This window comes from Gordonia humi, assembly GCF_014197435.1.
Classification (GTDB): domain Bacteria; phylum Actinomycetota; class Actinomycetes; order Mycobacteriales; family Mycobacteriaceae; genus Gordonia; species Gordonia humi.
This window is the reverse complement of the sequence record NZ_JACIFP010000001.1, coordinates 3,926,006-3,950,544: the sequence shown is the minus strand read 5'-3', so window position 1 is coordinate 3,950,544 and position 24,539 is coordinate 3,926,006. Positions and strand designations below refer to the sequence as shown.

Sequence of the window (24,539 nt, the reverse complement as noted above, 5' to 3'; positions counted from 1 at the left end):
TCTCCACAGAATCGCCGATTCCGTCGTTCCTCCCTGTCGTGAAGTCCCCGGCGGACCTACGGTCCGGACATGGGGAACCAACTGCGGGCGGGCCGGGACCGCGACACCGGGGCACAGCGACTGTCACGACTGTTCGTCGAACCGGCGGCGGGTTCGCCGCCGGACGCGGACGACGACGCGGACGACGACGACTCCGCCGTCGACCGGTGGGGAGCCACCGGTATGCCGGACTGGCTCGACACCAGGCGGGGGAGACAGGCGTGGACCGGCCGCGGCGAGGACTTCGACTGTCTCGACGACGACGGCGGCGGCCGTGACGATCCGCCCGCCGACGACGATGACGACGAGTGGGAGGCGCCGCGCCGTCGGTGGCTGATGCTGCCGCCGGCCGCGATCGGTCTGATCCTCGTGGGACTCGTGGCGTGCGGCTTCGCCGGCTACTCACTCCTGCGCCAGAACGAGCCGACGACGCCGCTGGTCGCCTTCGACGCGGGGATCGAATCGGCCCCGCCGCCGACCGCGTCGGTCGAGTCCCCGGCGTCGAGCACACACGACCGGCCGATCGAAGTCGTCGTGAGCGTCGTCGGGTTGGTTCATGAGCCCGGTCTGGTGCGGATGCCGCCGGATTCGCGTGTCGCCGATGCGCTCGCCCGGGCGGGCGGCGCCCGTCCCGGCGCGGACACGATGAGTCTGAACCTCGCGCAGATCGTCCGCGACGGCGACCAGATCCTGGTGGGCCGGTCCGGCGACGGGCAGGTCCGGTCGGCCGTCGTGTCCAGCAGCGGTGGGCAGGCCGGGCCCGGTGCGTCGACCGCGGCGACGGCGCCGACAGACGGGACGGGTCTGGTGAATCTGAACACCGCCACCGAAGCCGAACTCGACGCGCTGCCCGGGATCGGGCCGGTCACCGCGCAGTCGATCCTGGCGTGGCGACAGACGAACGGTTCGTTCTCCTCGGTCGACCAACTGGCGGAGGTCGACGGTATCGGCGACGGCCGACTGGCCAAGCTGCGACCGCTGGTCACCGTCGGCCGATGATCGACCTCCGGCTGGCCGCACCCGCCGCGGCCTGCTGGGCGACGACGGCGCTGGCACTGGTCGCGCCGACCGGCCTGACGACAGTGCTGACCTCCGTGTTCGTGGTCGGCGGTGTGGTCGCAGGGTGGTGGGCCCGGGACGCGAGACGGCGCGAGGCGGCCGTGACCGTGCTCGGGATCTGTGGAATCGCGGCTGCCGCCGGTGCGTGCGTCGTGCTGCGGATCGTCGCCGTCGACGATGCACCGATCCGTGACGCGGTCGGCAAGCCCGTCGTCGACATGGTCGTCGCCGGCGATCCGGTCTTCTTCGCCGGCGGGCAGCGCTTCACGGTCGCGGTCGACGTGGTCGCGGTCTCCGGGCGCTCGCAACGGCCGGTGGCCGCGAGGCTCAGCGCTGCGTCGGACGTCGGCGATCTTCTTCCCGGTGAACGGCTGTCGACGCGTGTGCGGGTGCGGCAGGCGGGTTCGCCGGGGAGCGAGCGGCTGGTCGCCGCAGAACTGGCGGCGGCGGGTTCGCTGCGCAGAGTCGGCGAGGCGCCGTGGTGGCAACGGGCGGCCGGCCAGGTACGGCTTCGGTTGCGCGAGACGGCGGCCCGGTCCCTCGGCAGCCGCGCGGGCGGACTTCTCCCCGGCCTGATCCTCGGGGACACCGGCGGCCTCGACCAGTCGACGAAGGAGAACTTCAAGGCCTCCGGTCTGCAGCACCTCGTCGCCGTATCGGGTGCCAATCTGGTCCTGGTGGTCGGTGCGGTGCTGCTGTGCGTCCGTTCGTTCGGCGCGCGGCCACCGGTCGTGTTCGCTGTCGGCGTGGTGGCGGTGATCGGTTTCGTGATCCTCGTGCGGCCCACCGACAGTGTGCTCCGTGCGGCCGTCATGGGTGGAGTCGGCCTGGCCGCGGGCCTCGCGTCGAGGAGATCGCAGGCGCTTCCCGCCCTCGGCGCGGCGGTGATCGTCGTCGTGCTGTGGTGGCCGGAGATGGCGCTGGCTCCAGGGTTCGCGCTGTCGGTCGCGGCGACGCTCGGCCTGGTCCTGTGGTCGGTGCCGATCAGGTTCGCGATGACGAACAGGGGAGTGCCGGAGTCGGTCGCGGCACTCCTGTCGATGACCGTAGCCGCTCAGATTCTGACGACTCCGCTCGTGATCGCGATCAGCGATCGGGTCAGCGTCTTCACGATTCCGGCGAACATCCTCGCCGCGCCGGTGATTCCGTTCGTCGGCATCGCCGGGACCCTCGCCGCCGCGGTCGGCGCGCTCGGACCCCGCTACGGACCGAACAGCGTCGTCGCGGAACTGCTGGTGAGGTTCACCGGCCCGGGTGTCCGCTGGTTGATCGGCGTCGCCGATCGTCTCGGGGGTCCGGGGTGGGCGTCCCCGGAGGTACCGGGACTCGCGGCGGCGGGAGTGCTGGTGGCGGTCGGATCCGGAGCGGCGATCGCACTTCGGTACGGGCGATCCGCGCGGAACGCTCGACGATGAGGCCGACGGACACGACCGCCGCGCTCTGGCGACCTGCGTACCCGCGGGTGGCACCGAGCAATGGGGTCCTGCTTCTGTATGTCGGGCCCTGATGCGAGGATGGACTCGTGAGCGATCAGTTGTTTCTACTCCTGGGTGACGACGATTTCCTGACCGGTCGGGTGATCTCGCGGATCAGCGCAGAGAAGTCGCGTGACGCGGGAGTCGATGTTCCCGTCACCCGTGTCCGCGCCGGGGAGGTCACCGCACCGGAACTGGCGGAGCTGCTGAGCCCGTCGTTGTTCGCCGACGAGCGGATCGTCGTGATCGAAGCCGCCGACGCCGCGGGCAAGGAACCGGCCGGGCTCATCGTCGCCACCGCGAAGTCGGTGCCCGAGGGCATCACGATGGCCGTCATCCACTCCGGGGGCGGACGGCAGAAGTCGATGGTCGGACTGCTCAAGAAGGAAGGCGCACAAGAGTTCTCCTGCGTCGCACCGAAATGGCCGAATGAGCGTGCCGACTTCGTACGCGCCGAGTTCCGTGAACTCGGCGTGCGGGTGACCCCGGCCGTCGTCGAACTCGTGACCGACATGGTGGGATCTGATCTGCGTGAGCTGTCGGCGGCGTGCCGTCAGCTGGTCGCCGACACCGGCGGCAAGGTCGACGAGACCGCGGTCCGCACCTACTACACCGGGCGCGCCGAGGTCACCGGCTTCGAGGTCGCCGACAAGGCCGTGACCGGCGATGTCGCCGGAGCGATGGAGTCGCTGGCGTGGGCGCAGCATCACGGGACGGCGCGAGTCCTGCTCGCCGACGCGCTCGCCGAAGCCGTGTTCGGCATCGCGCGTGTCCGGTCGATGGGCGGTGCCGACAAGTACTCGGTGGCCTCCGAACTCGGGATGCCGCCGGGACGCGTCGGCAAGATCCAGGGACAGGCGCGCGCATGGGACGCCGAGTCGATCGGCAAGGCGATGCTCGTCGTCGCCCAGCTCAACGGCGATGTGAAGGGGCAGGCGGCCGATATGGACTACGCCCTCGAACACGCGGTGGCCCAGGTCGCGCAGCTGCGGCCGCGCCGCGGCCGGTAGCCGCTGCTGCGCTGCTTCCCCCGATTCGATGCGGGTCGGTCGAACCAGAGACGCGATCAACCCCGACGGCCGCGTGGACACCGTCGGGGTTGATTCCGTACTGCTATGAAGATCTATGCTCCGGCGCGGACCGTACCGGCCCGCCGGTCATCAGAGCTTGTTGACTGCGAGAGCCATCGCCGACTTCTTGTTGGCGGCCTGGTTCTTGTGGATGACACCCTTCGACGCGGCCTTGTCGAGCTGGCGGCTGGTCGCGAGGAGCTGCTCGTCGGCCTTCTCCTTGTCGCCCGAGGCGACGGTCTCGCGGAAGTTGCGGAGGGCGGTGCGCAACGCCGACTTGATCGACTGGTTGCGCTGACGACGCGCCTCGTTGGTCTTGTTCCGCTTGATCTGCGACTTGATGTTTGCCACGCGATTTCCTTACTCATCGTATGTCAGCGGCCACCGCGGCCGTCCGTGCTGTGTTTCGGGCAGCGCTCCGCGACCGAACCCGGTCGGCAGGAAAGCGCAACAGCGGTCAACGATACCAGCGACCCCGGCACCACCCAAATCGGGACGAACGCCCGCGAGGTCGTCGACGCCGGCCGTCAGTATCGCAGGTGAGCCCGTCCGGTGCGTGTGCACTGTCCGTCCGGTGCGGGTGTACTAGGGTCGCGCCCATGTCTGTCGTCTACGTCCACGTCGGTCTCCCCAAGACCGGCACCACGCATATCCAGGGTCGCCTCTGGCGCAATCGGGACCACGCGATGGCCGCCGGACTGCTGTATCCGGGCGTCCGCATGGACGACCACTTTCACGCCGCGACCCACCTGCAGCCCGAGCGATACCTCGACTGGGCTCGTCCCGAACACGCTGGTGCATGGCCCGCGATGGTGGAGCAGATGAGGCAGTGGCCGCAGCGGTCGCTGGTCTCGCACGAGTTGTTCGCCAACGCGGGGCCCGAACGGATCCGCGGGCTCGTCGACGATCTCTCGTTCGCCGACGAGGTCCACGCGATCCTCACCGTCCGCGACCTCGGACGTCAGGTGCCGTCGGTGTGGCAGGAGAATGTGAAGAACCAACGTCGCGCGACTCTCGACGAGTTCGTAGCGTCCATCAGTGCGGGCCCGGAGAACCCCGGCGACGAGCCGTTCTGGGAGTTCCAGGACTATCGGCGAATACTCGCCGACTGGTCGGCGGTCGTCGGCCCCGAGCGCGTGCACATCGTCACGGTCCCCGCCAAAGCGTCGGCCGCCGACGGCGACGGACTGTGGGAGCGCTTCCTGCGCGTCGTCGACGTCGACCCCGCAGCCCTGCCGGAGCCGCCCGTCCGCGACAACAGTTCGCTGTCGGCTTCTCAGACGGAGTTCCTGCGTCGGCTCAACACCCGGCTGCAGCCGACGGACGTGCCATGGGATCGATACGAGCGACTGGTGAAGAACGTCCTCATCCACCAGGTGATGTCCGACCTCGACGGGGGAGCGCCCATCGGGCTCGGAGCCGACCAGCTCGCCTGGGTCGCCGAGTACTCCGACGAGCTCGTCGCAGCCGTCGTCGACGGCGGCTACCCGGTCTCGGGAACCGTCGACGACCTGCGGGTGGCGCCCAGCGGTGCGGCGACACCGCCGGTCGCGGACGCGGAAGCGTTCGACGCGGGACTCGACGCCATCGCGCAGTGGGTCAAGGTGTCGGCCATCGTCGATCCACCGGTCCGGTTGAAGACCCGCGTCGGAAACGTCGTGCGTGCGGTCCGACGTCGTACACAGAGGTTTCGCCGACAGTAGGACTCCGCCGACAGGGGGATTTCGCCGACAGTGGGATTTCGCCGACAGGGGATTTCGCCGGTGGCGGCTCGTCGAGCGCGCCGACCCCGCCTACGGCTCAGTGCCAACCGAACCGGGCGCGGAGCGTGTCGGCGACGGCGTCGAAGCGACCCTTCTCGACGATCGCGCCTTCGCGGCGGATGCCGTGCTCGGCGACGACGAGCACCCTGTCGAGGCGGACGAAGCTCTCCCGATGCTCGCGGTCCCATGCGCCCGAGCCGATCGACTGCCAGTCGGCCTCGTCACGGTGATAGTCCTGACTCGACAGCATCAGTCCGAGGAGATGGTCGGCGTCGCGGCCGACCACCAGGACGGGTCGGTCCTTGCCCCTGGTCTCGTCCTCCTCGAACGGCACCCACGTCCAGACGATCTCACCGGGATCGGCGGCACCGTCCAGATCGGGTGCGTAGGCGATCCGTCGCGCGAGATCGGCGGTCGGTCGCTCGGTGAACCGTCTCATCGTCGCGTCCTGAACTCGTCGGCCCGCGGAGCGAGCCACTGACCGACCGCGTCGGCGGTCGCGGACCCCACACCGCTGCGCTCGGGTTTGAGACCGTGATCGGCCTTGTCGATCTCCACCAGGCGGACGGGGCCGCCGAACAGAGGCAGCACCCGCGCGAACTCGTCGGAGGTGCCGAACGCGTCCGATCGGCCGTGCACGATCAACGTCGGCACGACGATGTCGGGCAGGTGTTCGGTGCGTGCCTTCTCCGGTCTCCCCGGAGGGTGCAGCGGATAGGACGTCAGCAGCAGTCCGTCGGCGAGTCGGGAGTCGTCGGCCACGGCCATCGACGCCTGCCGTCCGCCGTACGACTGGCCGCCGACGATCACCGGACCGTCGACGTCGACCCGCTCGCGCAGAACGGCGACGGCGGCACGGATCCCGTCCCGGTCGACGGCCGCCTTCGACGGGGACGGCGGTCCTTTCGGTCGCCGCTGCCGGTAGGGCAGATCGATGCGCGCGACGGCGAATCCGCCGTGGGCGAGCGCGTCGCCGAGCACCCCGAGCAGAACGGACCGGCGATCGCTGCCCGCCCCGTGCGCGAGCACGATCAGACCCTGCGGATCGTCGGGCACCACGAGGTCGGCGGCGACGGAGTCGGCTGTCACCATGACGGAATCGGTCACAGGCATCGAGGTTACCGGTGTTCGCGCCCTGGTGAATCGTCGTGCGCGACGCGGGCGTGCGAAACTAGAGGGTGACCTGTGCCGGTTCGAGCCGGCCCTGCCGCCGCAAGGAGTGAGTTCGATTCCCAGCTTCGCCGACACGACGTTCACTGATCCCGCCAATATCAGGAACTTCTGCATCATCGCGCACATCGACCACGGCAAGTCCACGCTCGCGGACCGCATGCTGCAGTTGACCGGTGTGGTCGAGGCTCGCGACATGCGCGCCCAGTACCTCGACCGCATGGACATCGAGCGTGAGCGCGGCATCACGATCAAGGCGCAGAACGTCCGGCTGCCGTGGACCGTCGACGGCGAGGACTACGTCATCCACCTCATCGACACCCCCGGTCACGTCGACTTCACCTACGAGGTCTCGCGTGCGCTCGAAGCCTGTGAGGGTGCGATCCTGCTGGTCGACGCCGCGCAGGGCATCGAGGCCCAGACCTTGGCGAACCTGTACCTGGCGATGGACAACGATCTGACGATCATCCCGGTCCTGAACAAGATCGATCTGCCCGCCGCGGACCCGGACAAGTACGCGGCCGAGATCGCCCACATCATCGGATGCGAGCCGGAGGACGTCCTGCGCGTGTCGGGGAAGACCGGCGTCGGCGTGCCCGAACTCCTCGACGCGGCCGTTCGCCAGATCCCCGCCCCGGTCGGCGATTCCGATGCTCCGGCCCGTGCCATGATCTTCGACTCGGTGTACGACACCTACCGCGGCGTCGTGACGTACGTGCGTGTCGTCGACGGCAAGATCGTTCCGCGCGAGAAGATCGCGATGATGTCGACCGGAGCCACCCACGAACTCCTCGAGGTCGGCATCGTCTCCCCGGAGCCCAAGGCGTCCAAGGGGCTCGGCGTCGGCGAGGTCGGCTACCTCATCACCGGTGTGAAGGACGTCCGCCAGTCGAAGGTCGGCGACACCGTGACCTCCGCTCGCCACGGTGCCGACGAGCCGCTGACCGGATACCGCGAGCCGCGTCCGATGGTCTACTCCGGCCTGTACCCCGTCGACGGCTCCGACTACCCGGTGCTCCGCGAAGCACTGGAGAAACTGCAGCTCAACGATGCGGCGCTGACATTCGAGCCGGAGACGTCGGTCGCCCTCGGCTTCGGTTTCCGATGCGGCTTCCTCGGTCTGCTCCACATGGAGATCACCCGCGAACGCCTCGAGCGGGAGTTCGATCTCAACCTCATCTCGACCGCGCCCAACGTCGTCTACCGCGTCGAGATGGACGACGGCTCCGAGGTCGTCGTCACCAATCCCTCCGACTGGCCGGAGGGCAAGACCCGCCACGTCTTCGAGCCGGTCGTCAAGATGACCGTCATCGCGCCGAGCGAGTTCATCGGTTCGATCATGGAGCTGTGCCAGTCCCGGCGCGGCGATCTCGGCGGGATGGACTACCTGTCGGAGACCCGGGTGGAGATGCGGTACACGATGCCGCTCGCCGAGATCATCTTCGACTTCTTCGACGCCCTCAAATCGCGCACCCGCGGCTACGCGAGCCTCGACTACGAGGAGGCGGGCGAGCAGGAGGCCGATCTGGTCAAGGTCGACATCCTGCTGCAGGGCGAGGCCGTCGACGCCTTCAGCGCCATCGTCCACAAGGACTCGGCGTACGGCTACGGCAACAAGATGACCAACAAGCTGCGCGAACTGATTCCGCGCCAGCAGTTCGAAGTTCCCGTGCAGGCCGCCATCGGCTCCAAGATCATCGCCCGCGAGAACATCCGCGCCATCCGCAAGGACGTCCTCGCCAAATGCTACGGCGGCGACATCAGCCGTAAGCGCAAGCTGCTGGAGAAGCAGAAGGAGGGCAAGAAGCGCATGAAGACCATCGGTCGCGTCGAGGTCCCGCAGGAGGCGTTCGTCGCCGCGCTGTCGACGGACGAACTCGGCGACAAGCCGAAGGGGAAGTAGCCGTGAACCCGGTCCTGGCCTCCTCGAACCTGCCGTACGGGCTGCCCGACTTCGCGTCGATCTCCGACGACGACTTCCTGCCCGCCTACGACGTCGCCCTGGCCGAACACCTCGCCGAGGTGGACGCCATCGCGTCGAACACCGACCCCGCGAGTTTCGCGAACACGATCGAGGCGCTGGAGAACTCCGGTCGGGCGCTGGCCCGCGCCAACGGGATCTTCTTCAATCTCGAAGGGCCCGACAGCAATCCGCAGCGCGCACAGATCGCGCAGGAACTGGCCGTCCGGCTCACCGAGCACGGCAACGCGATCGCGATGAACGCCGGACTCTTCGCACGGATCGAAGCCGTTCACGCCTCCCGCGAGGAGTCCGGGCTCACCGAGCCGCAGCGACGTCTCACCGAGCAGCGATATCGGGCCGCGGTCCGCGCCGGCGCCGCCCTCGACGAAGCCGGGCAGGCGCAGATGCGGGAGTGGTCGTCACGGTTGGCGACCCTGACGACCGACTTCGGTCAGCGGCTCCTCGACGACACCAACGCCTCGGCGGTCCTCTTCACCGACCTCACCGACCTGCACGGGCTGTCCGACGGCGAGATCGCCGCGGCCCGACGCGCGGCGACCGACGCCGGGCACGACGGAGGCTTCCTGGTCGCCCTCGAGCTGCCGAGCAGTCAGGGGAGCGTCGCCAAGCTGACGAACGCCGACTCGCGCCGCAAGGTCTTCGAGGCGTCGATCTCCCGGTGCGCCCGCGACAACGAGTTCGACACCCGGGCGACGGTCCTCGAGATCGTCGAGCTGCGTGCGCGCCGAGCACGTCTGCTCGGCTACACCGATCACGCCGAGTTCGTGCTCGCCGAGCAGACCGCACCGAGCCCGCAGGCCGCGGCCGACCTGCTGGCCCGCCTCGGTGAGGCCGCGATGGCGGCCGGCGGACGCGAACTCGATCGCATCTCCGGCGGCGCGCGACTCGAACCGTGGGACGTGACCTTCGCCCTCGCCGCGGATCAGCGTTCCGGCGGCGACGTCGACATCGACGAGTTCGAGCAGTACTGCGAGCTGGAATCGGTGCTGCGCGACGGTGTGTTCGCCGCGGCGAACGTCCTGTACGGGTTGACCATGACCGAGCGCCCCGATCTGCATGGATACCATCCCGACGTGCGGGTCTGGGAGGTGTCCCGCGACGGCGCGGGCGTCGGTCTGTTCCTCGGCGACTTCTTCGCCCGCCCGTCCAAGCGGGGCGGGGCGTGGATGAACAACATCGTCGACCAGTCGAACAGCCTCGGCACGTCGCCGATCATCGTCAACGTGTCGAATCTGACCAGACCCGAGGCAGGCGAGAAGTGCCTGCTGAACCTCGACCAGCTGGTCACCGTGTTCCACGAGTTCGGGCACGCGATCCACGGACTGCTCTCCGACGTCGACTACGTATCGCAGTCGGGTACGTCGGTTCCGCGCGACTTCGTGGAGTTCCCGTCGCAGGTCAACGAGATGTGGGCCCTGCATCCGGAGGTCGTCGCCGGATACGCCCGGCATCATCGGACCGGCGAGCCGGCTCCCGCCGCCCTGCTCGACGCGGTGCGTGCGGCGACGGCCACCGAGACCGCGCACTCGACGATCGAATACCTGGCGGCGTCGGCTCTCGACCTCGCCTGGCACCGGCTGGGGCCGGACGAGATCCCCGCCGACGTGCAGGCGTTCGAGGAACGGGCACTCGCCGAGGCGGGCCTGGACTCGGACCTCATCCCGCCGCGCTACCGGACCACGTACTTCAACCACGTGTTCGCAGGCGGCTACTCGGCCGGCTACTACTCGTACATCTGGTCGGAGGTCCTCGACGCGGAGACCGAGCAGTGGTTCCTCGCCGGCGGCGGGCTCGACCGCGACCTCGGTCGAGCGTTCGCCGACGCCGTGCTCTCCCGCGGCGACAGCGTCGATCCGGTGGCCGCCCACGCCGGCATGCTCGGCCGTGACGCGCAGATCGGGCCCCTGCTGGCACGGCGCGGGCTCGATACGACCGGCGAGTAAGGTGAACTCATGCGTGGACTGCTGTCCTGGTGGGACTCGGTGGAGGAATGGCTCACCGGGCTGCCCTTCATCCCCCAACTGGTGGTGTTCCTCGTCGTCGCGATTCCGATCGCGACGTTGATCGCCGTCGTCGTGAACCGCCTCGTCGGCAAGATCTTCTCAGTGTTCTCCCGACGCGACGTCGGCGACGATCACGGATTGGGTATTTAGGCATGTTCCGTTCCAAAGTGACCATTGCGCTCGTCGCGCTGCTCATCCTCGTCCTCATCGCCTGGCTCATCCTGCGCTGAGCCGAGGCTCTCGTCGGTCATGCTCGTCGGCTCCACCCACAGGGAGCGGCGGTGCGACCCGCCGTTCGACCGTCGGACGTGAACACCACAGTTGTAATCACCGTGAGCGCAATCGCGTTCTGCGTTGAGCAGCAGGTCGTAACGTTGTTAGCGTCATCGAGTGAAATCGGAACAGACCCATCGACGCGCTCGGCGTCCGCGCCGGATCTTCGGCGCCGTCGCCGTCGCCACGGCCCTCGCCGTGGCGGTCAGCGCGTGCGGAGGCGGTTCGACGGACGAACCCGGAGGCATCGACATCTCGTCGGGCAGCAGGCATGTGAACCTCGCCGCGTACGCGACGCCGAAGCCCGGCTTCGACAAGATCATCCCCGCCTTCCGGGAGACGCCGGAAGGCCGCGACATCGGGTTCTCCCAGTCGTACGGCGCCTCGGGCGACCAGTCGCGCAAAGTGGCGCGCGGCATGCCGGTCGACGTCGTCAACTTCTCCGTCGCTCCCGATGTGACTCGCCTGGTGAAGGCCGGTGTCGTCGACGACGACTGGGAAGACCAGCATCCGCACAAGTCGGTGCCGTTCGGATCGGTCGTAGCGCTCGTCGTGCGTCAGGGGAACCCGAAGAACATCCACACGTGGGCCGATCTGCTCAAGCCCGGCGTGGAGGTCGTCTCGCCGAACCCGGGAAGCTCTGGGTCGGCCAAGTGGAACCTCCTGGCCCCGTACGCGGCGACGAGCGACGGCGGTGAGAACCCGCAGGCCGGTCTGGACTACGTCCGCGAGCTGGTGCGCGACCACATCAAGGTGCAGCCGAAGTCGGGTCGCGAGGCCACCACGACGTTCCAGCAGGGACAGGGCGACGTCTTGATCAGCTACGAGAACGAGGCGATCATGCTGGCCCGACGCAACGGCGAGGCACCCAAGTCGCAGCGCGTGGACTACATCGTTCCCGCGGACACGTTCCGCATCGACAATCCGGTCGCCGTCGTCAACACGGGCGACGATCGTGCGGCGGCCCGGACGTTCGTCGACTACCTGTTCTCTCCGCCCGCTCAGCGGTTGTGGGCGGCGGCTGGTTTCCGCCCGACCGATCCGGGCGTGATGGCCGAGACCCGCGCGGACTTTCCGGGCGACATCCGACGGCTGACCACGATCGAGGACCTCGGCGGGTGGAAGACCGTCGACAAGGAGTTGTTCGGCGAGAGCGGTGCGATCACCGCGATCTACGACGAGGAGTCGGGAAGTTGAGCATCGCAGAGTCCACCGATGATCCGGTGGTGAGCAGTAGAGTCAGGCGGTCGAGCACCGGTCTGACGGTGGGCGTCGCCGGACTGTGGTTGAGCCTGATCGTCCTGCTTCCGCTGGCGGCGATCGTCGCCCAGTCGTTCGACGACGGTCCCGCGGGCTTCTGGGACGCGATCGTCGCCAAGCCCGCCCTGCAGACCCTGGGCATCACGATCGTCGTGTCCGTCGTCGTCGCGCTCATCAACGTGGTCTTCGGCACGATCATCGCATGGGTCCTGGTGCGGGACGACTTCCCCGGCAAGGGTTTCGTGAACGCGATCATCGACCTGCCGTTCGCGTTGCCGACGATCGTCGCCAGCCTCGTGCTGCTGTCCCTGTACGGGCCGAACAGCCCCATCGACCTCCACCTCTCGGCGACGCAGCCAGCACTCGTCATCGCCTTGACGTTCGTCACCCTGCCGTTCGTCGTCCGCCAGGTGCAGCCGGTGCTGATGGAACTCGATCAGAGCGTGGAGGAGGCGGCCGCGGTCCTCGGCGCCGACAACCGGATCATCTTCACCAAGATCGTGCTTCCCGCACTCCTGCCGTCGATCCTCACCGGTGCCGGACTGGCGTTCACCCGGGCGATCGGCGAGTTCGGCTCCGTGGTCCTCATCGGCGGCAACATCCCCGGCAAGACGCAGGTCGCCTCGCAGTACATCCAGCAGGAGATCGAGGTCGACCAGCCGGTGAACGCGGCCGCCATCTCAGTGGCGCTGCTGGTCATCGCCTTCGTCGCCCTGCTCGCCCTGCGCATCGTCTCACGCATCCAGACCCGTCGGGAGGGCTCGGAATGATCGTGTCGAAACGGACCCGACTGGGCCTGCGCGCAATCGCGCTCATCTACCTGTTCGTCCTGCTCATCGTGCCGGTCGCGCTGATCTTCTGGCGGTCGTTCGAGCACGGCTTGGGCCAGTTCTGGGAGTGGATCACCACACCCGCGGCGATCTCCGCACTGCAGTTGACGCTGCTGATCGTGGTGATCGTGGTCCCGATCAACGTGATCTTCGGGATCGTCACCGCACTCGCCCTGGCCCGAGGGCGGTTCCGGGGCAAGGGCCTCCTGCAGGCCGTCGTCGATCTGCCGTTCGCGGTGTCGCCGGTGGTCGTCGGCGTCGCGCTGATCGCTCTATGGGGTGTCGACGGGTGGTTCGGCGGGATCGAATCGCTCGGCTTCCGCGTGATCTTCGGTCTGCCGGGCATGGTCCTGGCGACGATCTTCGTGACCCTGCCGTTCGTGGTCCGCGAGGTGGAGCCGGTGCTGCGGGAGATCGGCACCGAACAGGAGGAGGCCGCGGCCACCCTCGGTGCCACCGGATGGCAGACGTTCTGGCGGGTCACACTGCCGGCGATCCGCTGGGGCCTGACGTACGGCGTGGTGTTGACCGTCGCTCGCGCCCTCGGCGAGTACGGCGCCGTGACCATGGTGTCGTCGAACTTCCCCGGCGTCTCCCAGACCCTGACCCTGCTGGTGTCCTCGCGGTACACCGACGACTACAACGAGTTCGGCGCGTACGCCGCCGCGACTCTGCTCATGCTGGTGGCGGTCGTCGTGCTCGTCGCCATGACCATCATCGAACGACGCGTTCAAGGACGGGTGGCCGACGCGAGTGCGTCGATCGTCGAAGAGGAGAAGAACTGACATGTCCATCTCGGTGATCGGCGCCAACAAGCGCTACGGCGAGTTCGCTGCCCTCGACGACGTGTCCATCGACATTCCGGAGGGCTCGCTGACATCGCTGCTCGGTCCGTCCGGCTCCGGCAAGTCGACCCTCCTGCGGTCGATCGCCGGTCTGGACACGCTCGACTCGGGCACGGTCAAGATCAACGGCCGGGACGTGTCGAAGGCGTCGCCTCAGCAGCGGGACATCGGTTTCGTGTTCCAGCACTACGCGGCGTTCAAACACCTGACCGTCCGCGACAACATCGCCTTCGGCATGAAGATCCGGAAGAGGCCGAAGAACGAGATCAAGGCCAAGGTCGACGAGCTGCTCGACATCGTCGGTCTGACCGTCTTCCAGAAGCGGTATCCGGCGCAGCTCTCGGGAGGCCAGCGTCAGCGGATGGCGTTGGCGCGGGCTCTCGCCGTCGATCCGCAGGTGCTGCTGCTCGACGAACCGTTCGGCGCCCTCGACGCGAAAGTGCGTGAGGACCTTCGTAAATGGCTGCGGAACCTGCACGACACCGTGCACGTGACGACGGTCCTGGTGACTCATGACCAGCAGGAGGCGTTGGACGTCTCCGACCGGATCGCCGTGCTCAACAAGGGGCGCATCGAGCAGATCGGCACACCCGACGAGTTGTACGACCACCCGGACAACGTGTTCGTCGCATCGTTCCTCGGCTCGGTGTCCAAACTCAACGGCGAACTCGTCCGGCCGCACGACATCCGTCTGGGACGTACTCCCGAGATGGTCTTCCCGGGACCGGACTCCTCACTCGACACCGGCGTGGTCAAGGCGCAGGTGCTCCGCGTGGTGAATCTCGGCTTCGAGATCCGCGTCGAGTTGAAGGCCGCGGCGACGGGGGAGGAGTTCCTCGCCCAGATCACTCGTGGCGACCAGAACGCTCTCGGACTCGTAGTGGGGGAGTCGATCTACGCGCGGGCGACCAAGGTGCCGCAGTTGGACTGAGCCGTCGATTCCGACGTCGGGCCGGTGGTGTCCGGCGGGCGTCGGAGATGCGGCAGACTGGGAGCGGACTCGAACCGACCCACCCGAAGGGGACACCGTATGCCGATCGACCCGACCACCCAGGCCTTCCTCGATGCGATCGCGAAAGGCCGTCCGATGCACGAGATGTCGGTGGAGGACGCCCGTATCGCGTTCGACCGGATGAGCACGCGTTCGGGGATCGCTCCGGTGGAGGTCGCGGACGTCGCCGAACGGACGATTCCCGGGCCCGCGGGCGACATCGCGGTGCGGGTGTACACGCCGACCGGAGACGGTCCGTTCCCGGTGTTCGTGTACTTCCCCGGCGGCGGGTTCGTCGTCGGCTCTCCGGAATCGGTGCACGGTCCGTGCTCGGTGTGGTGCGACCAGATCGGTGCGGTCGTCGTCTCCGTGGACTACCGCAAGGGCCCGGAGAACCTGTTCCCGGCCGCCACCGACGACGCGATCGCCGTCACCCGCTGGGTGGGCGAACACGCCGCCGAACTGAACGGCGACCCGTCGCGCATCGCGGTCGGCGGCGACAGCGCGGGCGGCAACCTGTCGGCGTGCGTCGCGATCGACGCCCGTGACAACGGTCCGGGCCTGGCCGCGCAGGTCTTGATCTATCCGGCCACCGACATCTCCCGACCGTATCCGTCGCTCAAGGAGAACGGCGAGGGCAAGTTCCTGACCAAGGATCTGCTGCGCTGGTTCGGAAAGAACTATCCCTCCGATCCGTCCGACTGGCGGGCGTCGCCGATGCTCGTCGACGATCTGGCCGGTGTCGCACCGGCATTCGTCGTCACCGCGGAGTACGACCCGCTGCGCGATCAGGGCGAGGTGTACGCCCAGCGTCTCGCGGATGCGGGCGTCGACGTCCAGGCCCGCCGGTACGACGGTCAGGTGCACGGTTTCGTCGCGAACCTCGCGGGAGCCACCGGCCTCGGCAGGACGGCCGTCGACGACATCGGCGAGTATCTGGACGGGGTCTTCGAACAGGACTGAGGCACGCCTGGGCCGGTGGTTCCGATGTCCACACCCGACATCGGAACCACCGGTCAAGCCGGTACGACGGCGTCGTGGCGGGAGTACCGCGCCAGGATCGAGGCGATCAGCGCCCGATGCGCACCCACCGGGCCCGCGACGATCGCCGGGGCGGCGAGGGAGTCGAGCACGCGCTCGACGCGCTCGGTCAGGAGCCCCGCGGAGAGGAACAACGGGCTGAGGGCCACGCGGGAGCATCCGCGGGCCAGCAGCCGGTCGACGGCCTGGCGCACGACGGCGCCGTCACACCCGATGCGTGTCGCGAACACCAGTTCCACGGGGCGCCCCAGCGTCGCGGACAGTTCGTCGGCGCGCGCGGCGATCGAGGCGTCCGACGACGGATCGGACGAGCCGACGGCGATCATCAGGACACCGTCGTCGCCGGACAGACCGGCCTCGGCGAGACGGTCGACCAGGGCGGGCACGGGCGAGGCGACACCGACCACGTCGGTCTGGTGGACCGACAGTGACGGATTCGTCGAGCGGGCGGCGGCCAGCATCCCCGGCAGGTCGATCTTGCCGTGGAAACCATTGCCGAACAGCAGCGGAACCACGACGGCGTCGCCGGTCAGACGGGCGAGCACGTCACCGATCAACGGCTCGTTCAGATCGAGGTAGGCGAGTTCGATCCGCACACCGGGCAGCGCGACGCGGACGGCGTCGGCCACCCGGCGAGCGGTGGCGTCGAAACGCGGGTCTCGGCTGCCGTGCGCGGCGAGTACGAGAGTGCTCGCCGCCGCCATGTGCTCGCCCCCGTCGGCCGTGCAGCGTTCCCGACGCGCGGTCGCTGTTCGCACGCTCGCAGCGTCGTCACTCGACCAGCGGGCAGAACTCATCAGACCGCGACGGCCTCGGACAGGTGCAGCGGTGCGAGGGCGTCACCGATCAGTCCGGCGCCGAGAGTGTTGCCGCCCTGCGGATCGATGATCAGGAAGCTGCCCGACTCGCGGTCGGTCTGGTAGTCGTCGGCGGCGATCGGCTCGGCCGTCATCATCGAGATGCGGCCGATCTGATTGAGCTCGACCGACTCCGGAGCATCCGACACCGCGAGGTTCTGCTCGTCGAACAGGGCGTCCAATGAGGAGATGATGACCTGCGTGGTCTTCGTACCGTGCTTGAGGAGCAGTCGCGCACCGGGACGCAGTGCCTTCTCGGCCAGCCAGCACACCGTCGCGGAGAACTCTTGAGCAGGCTCGGGTGCATCGGCGACCGACGCGATCAGATCGCCCCGCGAGACGTCGACGTCGTCGGTCAGCAGCAGCGTGACGCTGCGGCCGGTGTGCGCGGTCTGCAGTTCGCCGTCGGCGGTGTCGATCTTCGCGATCCGCGACCGGATGCCCGACGGCTGCACGACGATCTCGTCGCCCACCGAGACGCGCCCGGCGGCGATCAGACCGGCGTATCCGCGGTAGTCGAGGTACTCGGGGGTGCGCGGACGGATCACGTACTGGACCGGGAACCGTAGACCGACCGGGGTGCGGTCGATCGTGTTCGGGACCGTCTCCAGGTGCTCGATCAGGGTCGGGCCGTCGTAGTACGGAGTGTTCTCCGACCTGATCGCGACATTGTCGCCGTGCAGGGCGGAGACCGGGATCTCCTGGACCTGCTCGGGTCGGTAGCCGAGGGCCGCGGTGACCTGATTGAACTCGGCCGAGATCTGCGCGAACACCTCGGCGGCATCGTCGACGAGGTCGATCTTGTTGACCGCCAACACCAGGCGCGGAACGCCCAGCAGGGCCATGACCGCGGCGTGGCGGCGAGTCTGTGCGACGACGCCGGTCCGCGCGTCGACCAGCAGGATCACCAGTTGCGCGGTGGACGCGCCCGACACCGTGTTGCGGGTGTACTGGACGTGGCCCGGTGTGTCGGCCAGAACGAACGAGCGGTTCGGCGTCGCGAAGTAGCGGTAGGCCACGTCGATCGTGATGCCCTGCTCACGCTCGGCGCGCAGACCGTCCACCAGCAGCGAGAGGTCCGGCGTGTCCATGCCGCGGTCGACCGAGGCCTTGGTGACGGCGTCGATCTGATCGGCGAGCACCGACTTGGTGTCGAACAGCAGGCGGCCGACGAGAGTCGACTTGCCGTCGTCGACGCTGCCCGCCGTGGCGATGCGGAGCAGGTCGGGGGCGGCCGGGGCGAGCCCCGCATTCGATGCAGTCATCAGAAATATCCTTCACGCTTGCGGTCTTCCATGGCGGCCTCGGAGACGCGGTCGTCACCACGAGTGGCGCCGCGTTCGGTGAGGCGCGACGCCGCGACCTCGGCCAGAACAGCTTCGTTGTCGACGGCCTCGGACAGCACCGCGCCGGTGGTGGAGCCGTCGCCGACGGTGCGGTAACGCACCATGCGGGTCTCGACGGTCTCGCCCTCGCGGGGTCCGCCCCACGGGCCGGACGTCATCCACATGCCGTCACGCTCGTAGACCTCGCGCTCGTGCGCGTAATACAGGGGCGCCAGAAGCACCGATTCGCGGGCGATGTAGCGCCACACGTCCAGCTCGGTCCAGTTGCTGAGCGGGAACACGCGTACGTGCTCGCCCGGGGCGTGGCGACCGTTGTACAGGTTCCACAGCTCGGGACGCTGACGCTTCGGGTCCCACTGGCCGAACGCGTTGCGCAGCGAGAAGATCCGCTCCTTGGCGCGGGCGCGCTCCTCGTCGCGGCGCGCGCCGCCGAACACCGCGTCGAAACGGTTCTCGGTGATGCCGTCGAGCAGCGGGATGGTCTGCAGCGGGTTGCGGATGCCGTCGGGACGTTCGGTGAGGCGGCCGTCGGCGAGGTAGTCCTCGACCTTCGCCACGTGCAGGCGCAGGTTGTGACGCTCGACGATCTCGTCGCGGAACTTGATGATCTCCGGCAGATTGTGGCCGGTGTCCACGTGCAGCAGCGAGAAGGGGAGCGGTGCCGGCCAGAACGCCTTGAGCGCCAGGTGCAGCAGCAGAGTGGAGTCCTTGCCGCCGGAGAACAGGATCACCGGACGCTCGAACTCGCCCGCGACCTCGCGGAAGATGTGGATCGACTCGGACTCGAGGGCGTCGAGGGTGGTGAACTCGTCTGCCGAGGCGGCCACGGGAGCGGCGCGGTCGAGCGGTGCGAGGGAGGTCTTATCAGAGATGGTCATGACGCGTGCAACCCGCATTCTGTCTTGGTGCGCCCGGCCCAACGGCCGCTGCGCGGATCTTCTCCGGCTTTCGGTTTGACGGTGCACGGCTCGCACCCGATGGAGGGGTAGCCCTCGTCGACCAGGGGGTTGACGAGGACGCCGTTCGCGTCGATGTACTCCTGGAACTCCTCGTCGGTCCAGGCGGCGAGCGGGTTGATCTTGACCAGCCCGAAGCCCTCGTCGAACGAGATGAGCGGTGCGTTGGCGCGGGTGGGCGCCTCCACGCGACGGATGCCGGTGACCCAGGCACGGTACGGTGCGAGCGACGCCTTGAGCGGCACCACCTTGCGCAGGCGGCAGCACTCGCCGGGATCGGACGCGAACAGATTCCGGCCGACGAGCTCGTCCTGCTGCTCCACGGTCTGCTCGGGCGTCACGTTGAGCAACTCGAGGTCGTACACGCTGGTCACCGCATCGCGTGTGCCGAGTGTCTCGGCGAAGTGGTACCCGGTGTCCAGGAACAGGGCCTTCAGCCTGCCGCCGACGGTGTCCTTGTCGGTGATCGCCTTGTCGGCGACGTCGATGAGGACCGCGTCCTGCATGTTGGCGGCGATGATGAACTCGGTGCCGAAGGTCTGCGCCGTCCAGCGCAGGAGCTCGGCCGCACCGGCGTCGGGGCCGAGTTCGGCGGCGCCCGCCTCGGCGATCGCGCGGAGTTCGTCGATGTCCTTCTCTGTCGATCGAGCGGAGTCGAGATCCACAGTCATGCCTCTACCTCAGCTTCTCGTCGTCGGCGCGGACCGTCCACTCGGCGAAACGCTCGCCCGGGGTGCGGTCGTCGATGAAGTTGCGGACCAGGCGCTCGATGTAGTCGGTGGCCTCGTGCGCGTAGATCTTGTGCTGTCGCAGTTTGCGGCCGAAGCCGCTGTCGAATCCGAGGCTGCCGCCCAGGTGCACCTGAAAACCCTCGACCGGGGTGCCGCCCTCGTCGATGAGCTGACCCTTGAGACCGATGTCGGCCACCTGCACGCGGGCGCAGGAGTTGGGGCAGCCGTTGAAGTTGATGGTGACCGGCACGTCGAGTTCGGCATTGAGCTCGGCCAGACGCGCCTCCATCTCCGGCACCAGGTTCTGCGAGCGGCTGCGGGTCTCGGTGAAGGAGAGCTTGCAGTACTCCAGGCCGGTGCAGGCGATCAGGTTGCGGCGCCAGTTCGACGGCTTGGACTGCAGGCCGACGGCCAGCAGTGCGTCTTCGAGCTGACGGACCTTGTCCTCGTCGACGTTCACGACGACGAGCTTCTGGTACGGCGTGAACCGGACGCTGTCGCTGCCCGCGGCCTCGGCGGCGTCGGCGACGGCGTCGAGGACGGTGTCCGAGAGCCGACCCGAGACGGCGGAGAAGCCGACCGCGTACTTCCCGTTCTTCTGCTTGGTGATGCCGACGTGGTCGAGGGGCTGCTTCGGTGCCTCCGGAGCCGGACCGTCGATCAGCTTGCGCTTCAAGTACTCGTCCTCGAGCACCTGACGGAACTTCTCCGGACCCCAGTCCTTGAGCAGGAACTTCAGGCGTGCCTTGGAGCGCAGGCGACGGTAGCCGTAGTCGCGGAAGATCGCGACGACGCCCTCCCAGACGTCGGGGACCTCGTCGAGCGGGATCCACGCGCCGAGGCGCTGAGCGAGCATCGGGTTGGTCGACAGTCCGCCGCCGACCCAGAGATCGAGGCCGGGTCCGTGCTCGGGGTGGTTCACGCCGACGAAGCTGACGTCGTTGATCTCGTGGACCACGTCCTGCAGACCGGAGATCGCCGTCTTGAACTTGCGCGGCAGGTTCGAGTACTCGGGATTCCCGATGTACCGACGTTTGATCTCGGCGAGCGCGGGACTCGCATCGAGGACCTCGTCGACCGACAGACCCGCGAGCGGGGAGCCGAGCATGCCGCGGGGGCAGTCGCCGCACGCCTCGGTGGTCTCCATGCCGACCTCTTCGAGACGACGCCAGATCTCCGGCACGTTCTCGATCTCGATCCAGTGGTACTGGAGGTTCTGGCGGTCGGTGACGTCGGCGGTGCCGCGTGCGAAGTCGCGCGAGATCCCCGCCAGGGTGCGGACCTGGGGAATCGTGAGCTGGCCGCCGTCGGTGCGCACCCGCATCATGAAGTACGGGGCCTCGATGACATCCGCGTAGTCGTCGTGGCTGTACGTGCCGTCGTATCCGTCGGCGCGCTGGGTGTACAGGCCCATCCAACGGAAGCGGCCGCGGAGGTCGGCCTTGTCGATGCCGTCGAAGCCGACGTGCTGGTAGGTGTCGATGATGCGCCGCCGCACGTTGAGCGGATTGTCGTCGCGCTTGGACTGCTCGTTCGGATTGAGCGGGGTGCGGTACCCGAGGGCCCACTGGCCTTCGGACTTGCGCTTGGTGGGCCGGGCGCGCTTGCGCGGCGCGGCGGCCGGGGCCTCGGCGGCCTGATCGGCCGACTCGGTGGAGGTGAGCGTCATCGGATCTCCTGATGGCATGCGTGCGCAGACGCGCAGCACGACGTTGGGCTGGAACTCAGGGGTGAAGGTGACGTGAACTCGGCTCGCTGAATACAGCGGGAATGCCGGAACGACCGTCGGTCAGAGCCGACAGAATGCGCTGTTGACGCGCTTGAGGTCGATGTGTCGCCGCTGAACGAGCAACACTCCGGAGATAGTCACGTCGACCATCATGCCACGCCTGCCACAACGCGTCTACTTGCGGTTATTTTTTCTCACGGCGAGGATTAAGGCGTACGGCCGGGCGAGGGGATGCGAAGGCGCACGGTAGGCCATCATGGTGAGGTGGTGAATCGACAGGCCCCGCAACCGCTCTCCGATCAGGCTCTGGCGGCGATGGGTGAGGTCGATCGGGCGCGTCCGCTCGGGCTCTACCTGCACGTCCCGTTCTGCGCGACCCGATGCGGCTACTGCGACTTCAACACGTACACGGCGGGAGAGCTGGGATCCTCGTCCTCTCCGCAGTCGTGGATGGAGGGGGTGCGAGCCGAACTCGATCGGGCCGCGTCCCTGCTGTCTCCTGTGAGGAAGGTCTCCACGATCTTCGTCGGCGGCGGCACACCGTCGCTGCTGGGCGGCGACGGACTCGCGGCCCTCCTCGGCGCGGTGCGCGACAGTTTCGACCTCGCGTCCGGTGCCGAGGTGACGACCGAGTCGAATCCGGAGTCGACGTCTCCGGAGTTCTTCTCCACTCTCCACGAGGCGGGGTTCACCCGTATCTCCCTCGGTATGCAATCGGCTGCGCCGCATGTGCTTTCGGTGCTCGACCGAACGCACACGCCGGGGCGGGCGCTCGCTGCGGCCCGGGAGGCGGCGGCCGCGGGCTTCGACCATCTGAACCTGGATCTGATCTACGGGACGCCGGGCGAGCGCGACGAGGACCTGGCGGCCTCGATCGACGCCGTGCTGTCGGTGCCGATCGACCACGTGTCGGCGTACGCGTTGATCGTCGAAGACGGAACGGCGTTCGCGCGCAAGGTCCGTCGCGGCGAAGTGCCGATGCCCGACGACGACGTGCTCGCCGCCCGCTACGAGATGCTCGACGCGCGACTGTCCGAGGCGGGCATGACCTGGTACGAGGTGTCGAACTGGGCGCGCGCGAACACCGATTCGGGGCTGCCGGAGCTCGACTCGGCGTGCCGGCACAACGAGATGTACTGGCGCAGCGACGACTGGTGGGGGGTCGGCCCGGGTGCGCACTCGCACGTGAACGGCGTCCGATGGTGGAACCAGAAGCACCCGGCGACGTATTCGGCGTCCCTGGATCAAGGACTGCTGCCGATCGGCGGGCAGGAGATCCTCACCGTCGACGATGCGCACACGGAGGCGGTCATGCTCCGGCTCCGGATGCGCGAGGGGCTGGCGGCGTCGTTCCTGGACGAGCGCGAACGCGCCCGAGCAGACGTCGCGGTGGTGTCCGGTCTGTTGCGGACGGCCGGTAACGCCTATGTCCTCACCGACCGCGGTCGGCTGCTCGCCGACGGTGTGGTGCGCGACATCCTGGGGTGACCATCCTGGGGTGAGCAGGCGTGGGGTCTTGCCGGAGCCGGGGCTAGTCCGGAAGGCGATGCGCGCCGGTGGCCCGCACGCGACGCGGGTGGACGGGCAGCGGTGCGGAGACCGGTGCGATCGGCGCGGTCGTCTCCAGCCCGGATGTGTCTGCACCGGGGACCGAACCGAACCGGGCGAGGTGATCGTCGAGGTCGAACAGGCGCGCGTGGATCAGCGTCCTGTTCCGCAACGCCGAACGCACGGCGCGGTGGAGACCGTCCTCGAGATACATGACGCCCTCGAACTGCACGATGTGGGCGAACAGGTCCCCGTAGAACGTGGAGTCCTCGGCCAGCAGCTTGTCGAGTGCGAGGACGGTCGTGACCGTCGTGAGCTGATCCAGGCGGAACTGGCGCGGCGGGATCTTGGCCCATTCGCGCGGTGACAGGCCGTGATCAGGGTAGGGCTTGCCCTCGCGTACCCCTTTGAAGATCATCGTGCGCCTGGTCTTTCCGCCGGTTTCGTAAGATGGTCGTAGATCACTGTATGCAAACTGTGCGAGGAGACGCCCGTGTCGACCACCGACGACCGCCGCTTCGAGATTCTCCACGCCATTGTCACAGACTTCGTCGCCAGTCAGGAACCAGTCGGGTCGAAGGCTCTCGTCGACCGCCACCACCTCGGCGTCTCCAGCGCCACGGTCCGAAACGACATGGCTGTTCTGGAGGAACAGGGTTACATCACTCAGACCCACACCAGTTCCGGCCGGGTACCCACCGACAAGGGATACCGCCTGTTCGTCGACAGGATCAGCGAGATCAAACCGCTGTCGTCGGCCGAACGACGCGCCATCCTGTCGGTCCTGGACTCCGGAGTCGACCTCGACGACGTCCTGCGCCGTAGCGTCAAGCTCCTGGCCCAGCTCACCAGGCAGGTCGCGGTCATTCAGTACCCGGTCCTCTCGACCGCCCGCGTCCGACACCTCGAAGTGGTGGCGCTGAGCCCGTCGCGTCTGCTGCTGGTCGTCATCACCGACACCGGGCGTGTCGAACAGCGCATGGTGACGCTGCGCGAGGCGATCGACGACGACACGCTCGCGAGTCTGCGGACGATGTTCTCGCGAGCGCTCGACGGACAACGACTCGAAGACGCGTCGGTCGCCGTCGCCGAACTCGCCTCGCAGGCGCCGTCGGAGTTGCGCGAACCCGTCGTGACCATCGCCACCGTGCTGGTCGAGACTCTCGTCGAACGCGGGGAGGACCGCCTGCTGCTGGGCGGGACATCGAATCTGGCGCGGTCGGCCGCCGACTTCACCCCGGCCACCGGGGGAATGGACACGGTACTGGAGGCGCTCGAGGAACAGGTGGTGGTCCTCAAGCTTCTCGCGCACACTCAGCGGACCGGACAGGTCACCGTTCAGATCGGTGAGGAGACCAATACCGAGAACCTGCGCAACACGTCGGTCGTGTCGACCGGGTACGGTGCTTCGGGCACTGTGTTCGGCAGCGTCGGTGTGGTGGGACCCACCCGGATGGACTATCCGGGAACAATCGCGTCGGTGGCAGCAGTTGCGAAATACGTCGGCGAAGTGCTCGCCGACCGTTGAGACCGGCCGACCGACAGAAAAACGTGAAGTGAAGGACTGTA

General features: G+C 68.1%; 24 protein-coding genes. 14 read left to right on the top strand and 10 right to left on the bottom strand.

Going from position 1 to position 24,539, the window contains the following annotated elements; genetic code table 11:
- Positions 1–69 precede the first annotated feature (69 nt).
- From BKA16_RS18175 to holA, 3 genes are all read left to right on the top strand, one after another.
- Positions 70–1,038 carry a helix-hairpin-helix domain-containing protein gene (locus tag BKA16_RS18175; RefSeq protein WP_183371999.1) on the top strand — a complete coding sequence of 323 codons (969 nt, stop codon included), beginning with the start codon at positions 70–72 and terminating at the stop codon, positions 1,036–1,038.
- A complete protein-coding gene (locus BKA16_RS18170) occupies positions 1,035–2,513 on the top strand; it encodes a ComEC/Rec2 family competence protein (RefSeq protein WP_183371998.1) in 1,479 nt (492 codons plus the stop codon). Before BKA16_RS18175 ends, BKA16_RS18170 begins: the two co-directional genes overlap by 4 nt.
- A gap of 107 nt (positions 2,514–2,620) precedes the next feature.
- Positions 2,621–3,583 (top strand): DNA polymerase III subunit delta, encoded by a 963-nt coding sequence (gene holA, locus BKA16_RS18165; RefSeq protein WP_183371997.1) that lies wholly within the window; start codon positions 2,621–2,623, stop codon positions 3,581–3,583.
- A 150-nt stretch (positions 3,584–3,733) separates the two neighbouring features.
- Here the strand turns inward: holA and rpsT are convergent, their stop codons facing one another.
- Positions 3,734–3,994 carry a 30S ribosomal protein S20 gene (gene rpsT, locus BKA16_RS18160; protein ID WP_183371996.1) on the bottom strand — a complete coding sequence of 87 codons (261 nt, stop codon included), beginning with the start codon at positions 3,992–3,994 and terminating at the stop codon, positions 3,734–3,736.
- 248 nt (positions 3,995–4,242) lie between these two features.
- On the opposite strand from rpsT, the gene BKA16_RS18155 reads away from it, so the two are divergent.
- On the top strand, positions 4,243–5,346 hold the full coding sequence (locus BKA16_RS18155; protein WP_183371995.1) for a sulfotransferase family protein: 1,104 nt from the start codon (positions 4,243–4,245) through the stop codon (positions 5,344–5,346).
- Between the two features lie 97 nt (positions 5,347–5,443).
- On the opposite strand, the gene BKA16_RS18150 is transcribed toward BKA16_RS18155, so the two are convergent.
- Together BKA16_RS18150 and BKA16_RS18145 are read right to left on the bottom strand one after the other, a co-directional pair.
- Complete coding sequence (locus BKA16_RS18150) at positions 5,444–5,845, bottom strand: type II toxin-antitoxin system PemK/MazF family toxin (protein ID WP_183371994.1); 402 nt, start codon at positions 5,843–5,845, stop codon at positions 5,444–5,446.
- Positions 5,842–6,519 carry an alpha/beta hydrolase family protein gene (locus tag BKA16_RS18145; protein ID WP_183371993.1) on the bottom strand — a complete coding sequence of 226 codons (678 nt, stop codon included), beginning with the start codon at positions 6,517–6,519 and terminating at the stop codon, positions 5,842–5,844. Before BKA16_RS18145 ends, BKA16_RS18150 begins: the two co-directional genes overlap by 4 nt.
- Between BKA16_RS18145 and lepA the strand changes: the two genes are divergently transcribed.
- The 8 genes from lepA (at position 6,497) to BKA16_RS18105 (ending at position 15,725) form a co-directional block, all read left to right on the top strand.
- Entirely contained in the window at positions 6,497–8,479 is a 1,983-nt protein-coding gene (gene lepA, locus BKA16_RS18140) for a translation elongation factor 4 (protein WP_382425425.1), read from the top strand. The two genes, BKA16_RS18145 and lepA, sit on opposite strands and share 23 nt — an antisense overlap.
- Positions 8,480–8,481: 2 nt before the next feature.
- Positions 8,482–10,503, top strand: coding sequence for a M3 family metallopeptidase (locus BKA16_RS18135; RefSeq protein WP_183371991.1), 2,022 nt, complete (start codon positions 8,482–8,484; stop codon positions 10,501–10,503).
- 9 nt (positions 10,504–10,512) lie between these two features.
- Complete coding sequence (locus BKA16_RS18130; protein ID WP_183371990.1) at positions 10,513–10,713, top strand: hypothetical protein; 201 nt, start codon at positions 10,513–10,515, stop codon at positions 10,711–10,713.
- 240 nt (positions 10,714–10,953) lie between these two features.
- Complete coding sequence (locus BKA16_RS18125) at positions 10,954–12,033, top strand: sulfate ABC transporter substrate-binding protein (RefSeq protein WP_183371989.1); 1,080 nt, start codon at positions 10,954–10,956, stop codon at positions 12,031–12,033.
- Between the two features lie 26 nt (positions 12,034–12,059).
- Complete coding sequence (gene cysT, locus BKA16_RS18120; protein ID WP_343067618.1) at positions 12,060–12,866, top strand: sulfate ABC transporter permease subunit CysT; 807 nt, start codon at positions 12,060–12,062, stop codon at positions 12,864–12,866.
- Positions 12,863–13,711: a sulfate ABC transporter permease subunit CysW gene (cysW, locus tag BKA16_RS18115; protein WP_183371987.1), complete on the top strand. Its 849-nt coding sequence runs from the start codon at positions 12,863–12,865 to the stop codon at positions 13,709–13,711. Before cysT ends, cysW begins: the two co-directional genes overlap by 4 nt.
- 1 nt (position 13,712) lies before the next feature.
- The gene (locus tag BKA16_RS18110) at positions 13,713–14,702 is read left to right on the top strand and encodes a sulfate/molybdate ABC transporter ATP-binding protein (RefSeq protein ID WP_183371986.1); all 990 of its coding nucleotides are present in this window, start codon (positions 13,713–13,715) and stop codon (positions 14,700–14,702) included.
- Between the two features lie 99 nt (positions 14,703–14,801).
- Positions 14,802–15,725, top strand: a complete 924-nt coding sequence (locus BKA16_RS18105; RefSeq protein WP_183371985.1) for an alpha/beta hydrolase — start codon at positions 14,802–14,804, stop codon at positions 15,723–15,725.
- A 53-nt stretch (positions 15,726–15,778) separates the two neighbouring features.
- Here the strand turns inward: BKA16_RS18105 and BKA16_RS18100 are convergent, their stop codons facing one another.
- The 6 genes from BKA16_RS18100 to BKA16_RS24340 all read right to left on the bottom strand — a co-directional run bounded on the left by BKA16_RS18100 (position 15,779) and on the right by BKA16_RS24340 (position 21,572).
- Positions 15,779–16,561: a sirohydrochlorin chelatase gene (locus BKA16_RS18100; RefSeq protein WP_343067499.1), complete on the bottom strand. Its 783-nt coding sequence runs from the start codon at positions 16,559–16,561 to the stop codon at positions 15,779–15,781.
- 38 nt (positions 16,562–16,599) lie between these two features.
- Complete coding sequence (locus BKA16_RS18095; RefSeq protein ID WP_183371984.1) at positions 16,600–17,925, bottom strand: sulfate adenylyltransferase subunit 1; 1,326 nt, start codon at positions 17,923–17,925, stop codon at positions 16,600–16,602.
- Positions 17,925–18,884 carry a sulfate adenylyltransferase subunit CysD gene (cysD, locus tag BKA16_RS18090; protein ID WP_183371983.1) on the bottom strand — a complete coding sequence of 320 codons (960 nt, stop codon included), beginning with the start codon at positions 18,882–18,884 and terminating at the stop codon, positions 17,925–17,927. Before cysD ends, BKA16_RS18095 begins: the two co-directional genes overlap by 1 nt.
- A complete protein-coding gene (locus BKA16_RS18085) occupies positions 18,881–19,633 on the bottom strand; it encodes a phosphoadenylyl-sulfate reductase (RefSeq protein WP_183371982.1) in 753 nt (250 codons plus the stop codon). Before BKA16_RS18085 ends, cysD begins: the two co-directional genes overlap by 4 nt.
- 4 nt (positions 19,634–19,637) lie before the next feature.
- Positions 19,638–21,362 carry a nitrite/sulfite reductase gene (locus BKA16_RS18080; RefSeq protein WP_183371981.1) on the bottom strand — a complete coding sequence of 575 codons (1,725 nt, stop codon included), beginning with the start codon at positions 21,360–21,362 and terminating at the stop codon, positions 19,638–19,640.
- 120 nt (positions 21,363–21,482) lie between these two features.
- Positions 21,483–21,572 (bottom strand): putative leader peptide, encoded by a 90-nt coding sequence (locus BKA16_RS24340; RefSeq protein ID WP_382425414.1) that lies wholly within the window; start codon positions 21,570–21,572, stop codon positions 21,483–21,485.
- 165 nt (positions 21,573–21,737) lie between these two features.
- Between BKA16_RS24340 and hemW the strand changes: the two genes are divergently transcribed.
- Positions 21,738–22,910, top strand: a complete 1,173-nt coding sequence (hemW, locus tag BKA16_RS18075) for a radical SAM family heme chaperone HemW (protein WP_246372440.1) — start codon at positions 21,738–21,740, stop codon at positions 22,908–22,910.
- A gap of 43 nt (positions 22,911–22,953) precedes the next feature.
- Here the strand turns inward: hemW and BKA16_RS18070 are convergent, their stop codons facing one another.
- The gene (locus tag BKA16_RS18070) at positions 22,954–23,388 is read right to left on the bottom strand and encodes a type II toxin-antitoxin system VapB family antitoxin (protein ID WP_183371979.1); all 435 of its coding nucleotides are present in this window, start codon (positions 23,386–23,388) and stop codon (positions 22,954–22,956) included.
- Positions 23,389–23,463: 75 nt separating this feature from the next.
- On the opposite strand from BKA16_RS18070, the gene hrcA reads away from it, so the two are divergent.
- Entirely contained in the window at positions 23,464–24,498 is a 1,035-nt protein-coding gene (gene hrcA / locus BKA16_RS18065; RefSeq protein ID WP_183371978.1) for a heat-inducible transcriptional repressor HrcA, read from the top strand.
- The last annotated feature ends 41 nt before the right edge of the window (positions 24,499–24,539 follow it).

Excerpts from the sequence above, each read along its gene's own strand:
- BKA16_RS18175 (WP_183371999.1), top strand. The coding sequence starts at position 70 with ATGGGGAACCAACTGCGGGCGGGCCGGGACCGCGACACCGGGGCACAG.
- BKA16_RS18170 (WP_183371998.1), top strand. The coding sequence starts at position 1,035 with ATGATCGACCTCCGGCTGGCCGCACCCGCCGCGGCCTGCTGGGCGACG.
- BKA16_RS18155 (WP_183371995.1), top strand. The coding sequence starts at position 4,243 with ATGTCTGTCGTCTACGTCCACGTCGGTCTCCCCAAGACCGGCACCACG.
- BKA16_RS18150 (WP_183371994.1), bottom strand. The coding sequence starts at position 5,845 with ATGAGACGGTTCACCGAGCGACCGACCGCCGATCTCGCGCGACGGATC.
- lepA (WP_382425425.1), top strand. The coding sequence starts at position 6,497 with ATGACGGAATCGGTCACAGGCATCGAGGTTACCGGTGTTCGCGCCCTG.
- BKA16_RS18145 (WP_183371993.1), bottom strand. The coding sequence starts at position 6,519 with ATGCCTGTGACCGATTCCGTCATGGTGACAGCCGACTCCGTCGCCGCC.
- BKA16_RS18130 (WP_183371990.1), top strand. The coding sequence starts at position 10,513 with ATGCGTGGACTGCTGTCCTGGTGGGACTCGGTGGAGGAATGGCTCACC.
- cysW (WP_183371987.1), top strand. The coding sequence starts at position 12,863 with ATGATCGTGTCGAAACGGACCCGACTGGGCCTGCGCGCAATCGCGCTC.
- BKA16_RS18110 (WP_183371986.1), top strand. The coding sequence starts at position 13,713 with ATGTCCATCTCGGTGATCGGCGCCAACAAGCGCTACGGCGAGTTCGCT.
- BKA16_RS18105 (WP_183371985.1), top strand. The coding sequence starts at position 14,802 with ATGCCGATCGACCCGACCACCCAGGCCTTCCTCGATGCGATCGCGAAA.
- BKA16_RS18095 (WP_183371984.1), bottom strand. The coding sequence starts at position 17,925 with ATGACTGCATCGAATGCGGGGCTCGCCCCGGCCGCCCCCGACCTGCTC.
- cysD (WP_183371983.1), bottom strand. The coding sequence starts at position 18,884 with ATGACCATCTCTGATAAGACCTCCCTCGCACCGCTCGACCGCGCCGCT.
- BKA16_RS18085 (WP_183371982.1), bottom strand. The coding sequence starts at position 19,633 with ATGACTGTGGATCTCGACTCCGCTCGATCGACAGAGAAGGACATCGAC.
- BKA16_RS18080 (WP_183371981.1), bottom strand. The coding sequence starts at position 21,362 with ATGACGCTCACCTCCACCGAGTCGGCCGATCAGGCCGCCGAGGCCCCG.
- BKA16_RS24340 (WP_382425414.1), bottom strand. The coding sequence starts at position 21,572 with ATGGTCGACGTGACTATCTCCGGAGTGTTGCTCGTTCAGCGGCGACAC.
- hemW (WP_246372440.1), top strand. The coding sequence starts at position 21,738 with ATGGGTGAGGTCGATCGGGCGCGTCCGCTCGGGCTCTACCTGCACGTC.
- BKA16_RS18070 (WP_183371979.1), bottom strand. The coding sequence starts at position 23,388 with ATGATCTTCAAAGGGGTACGCGAGGGCAAGCCCTACCCTGATCACGGC.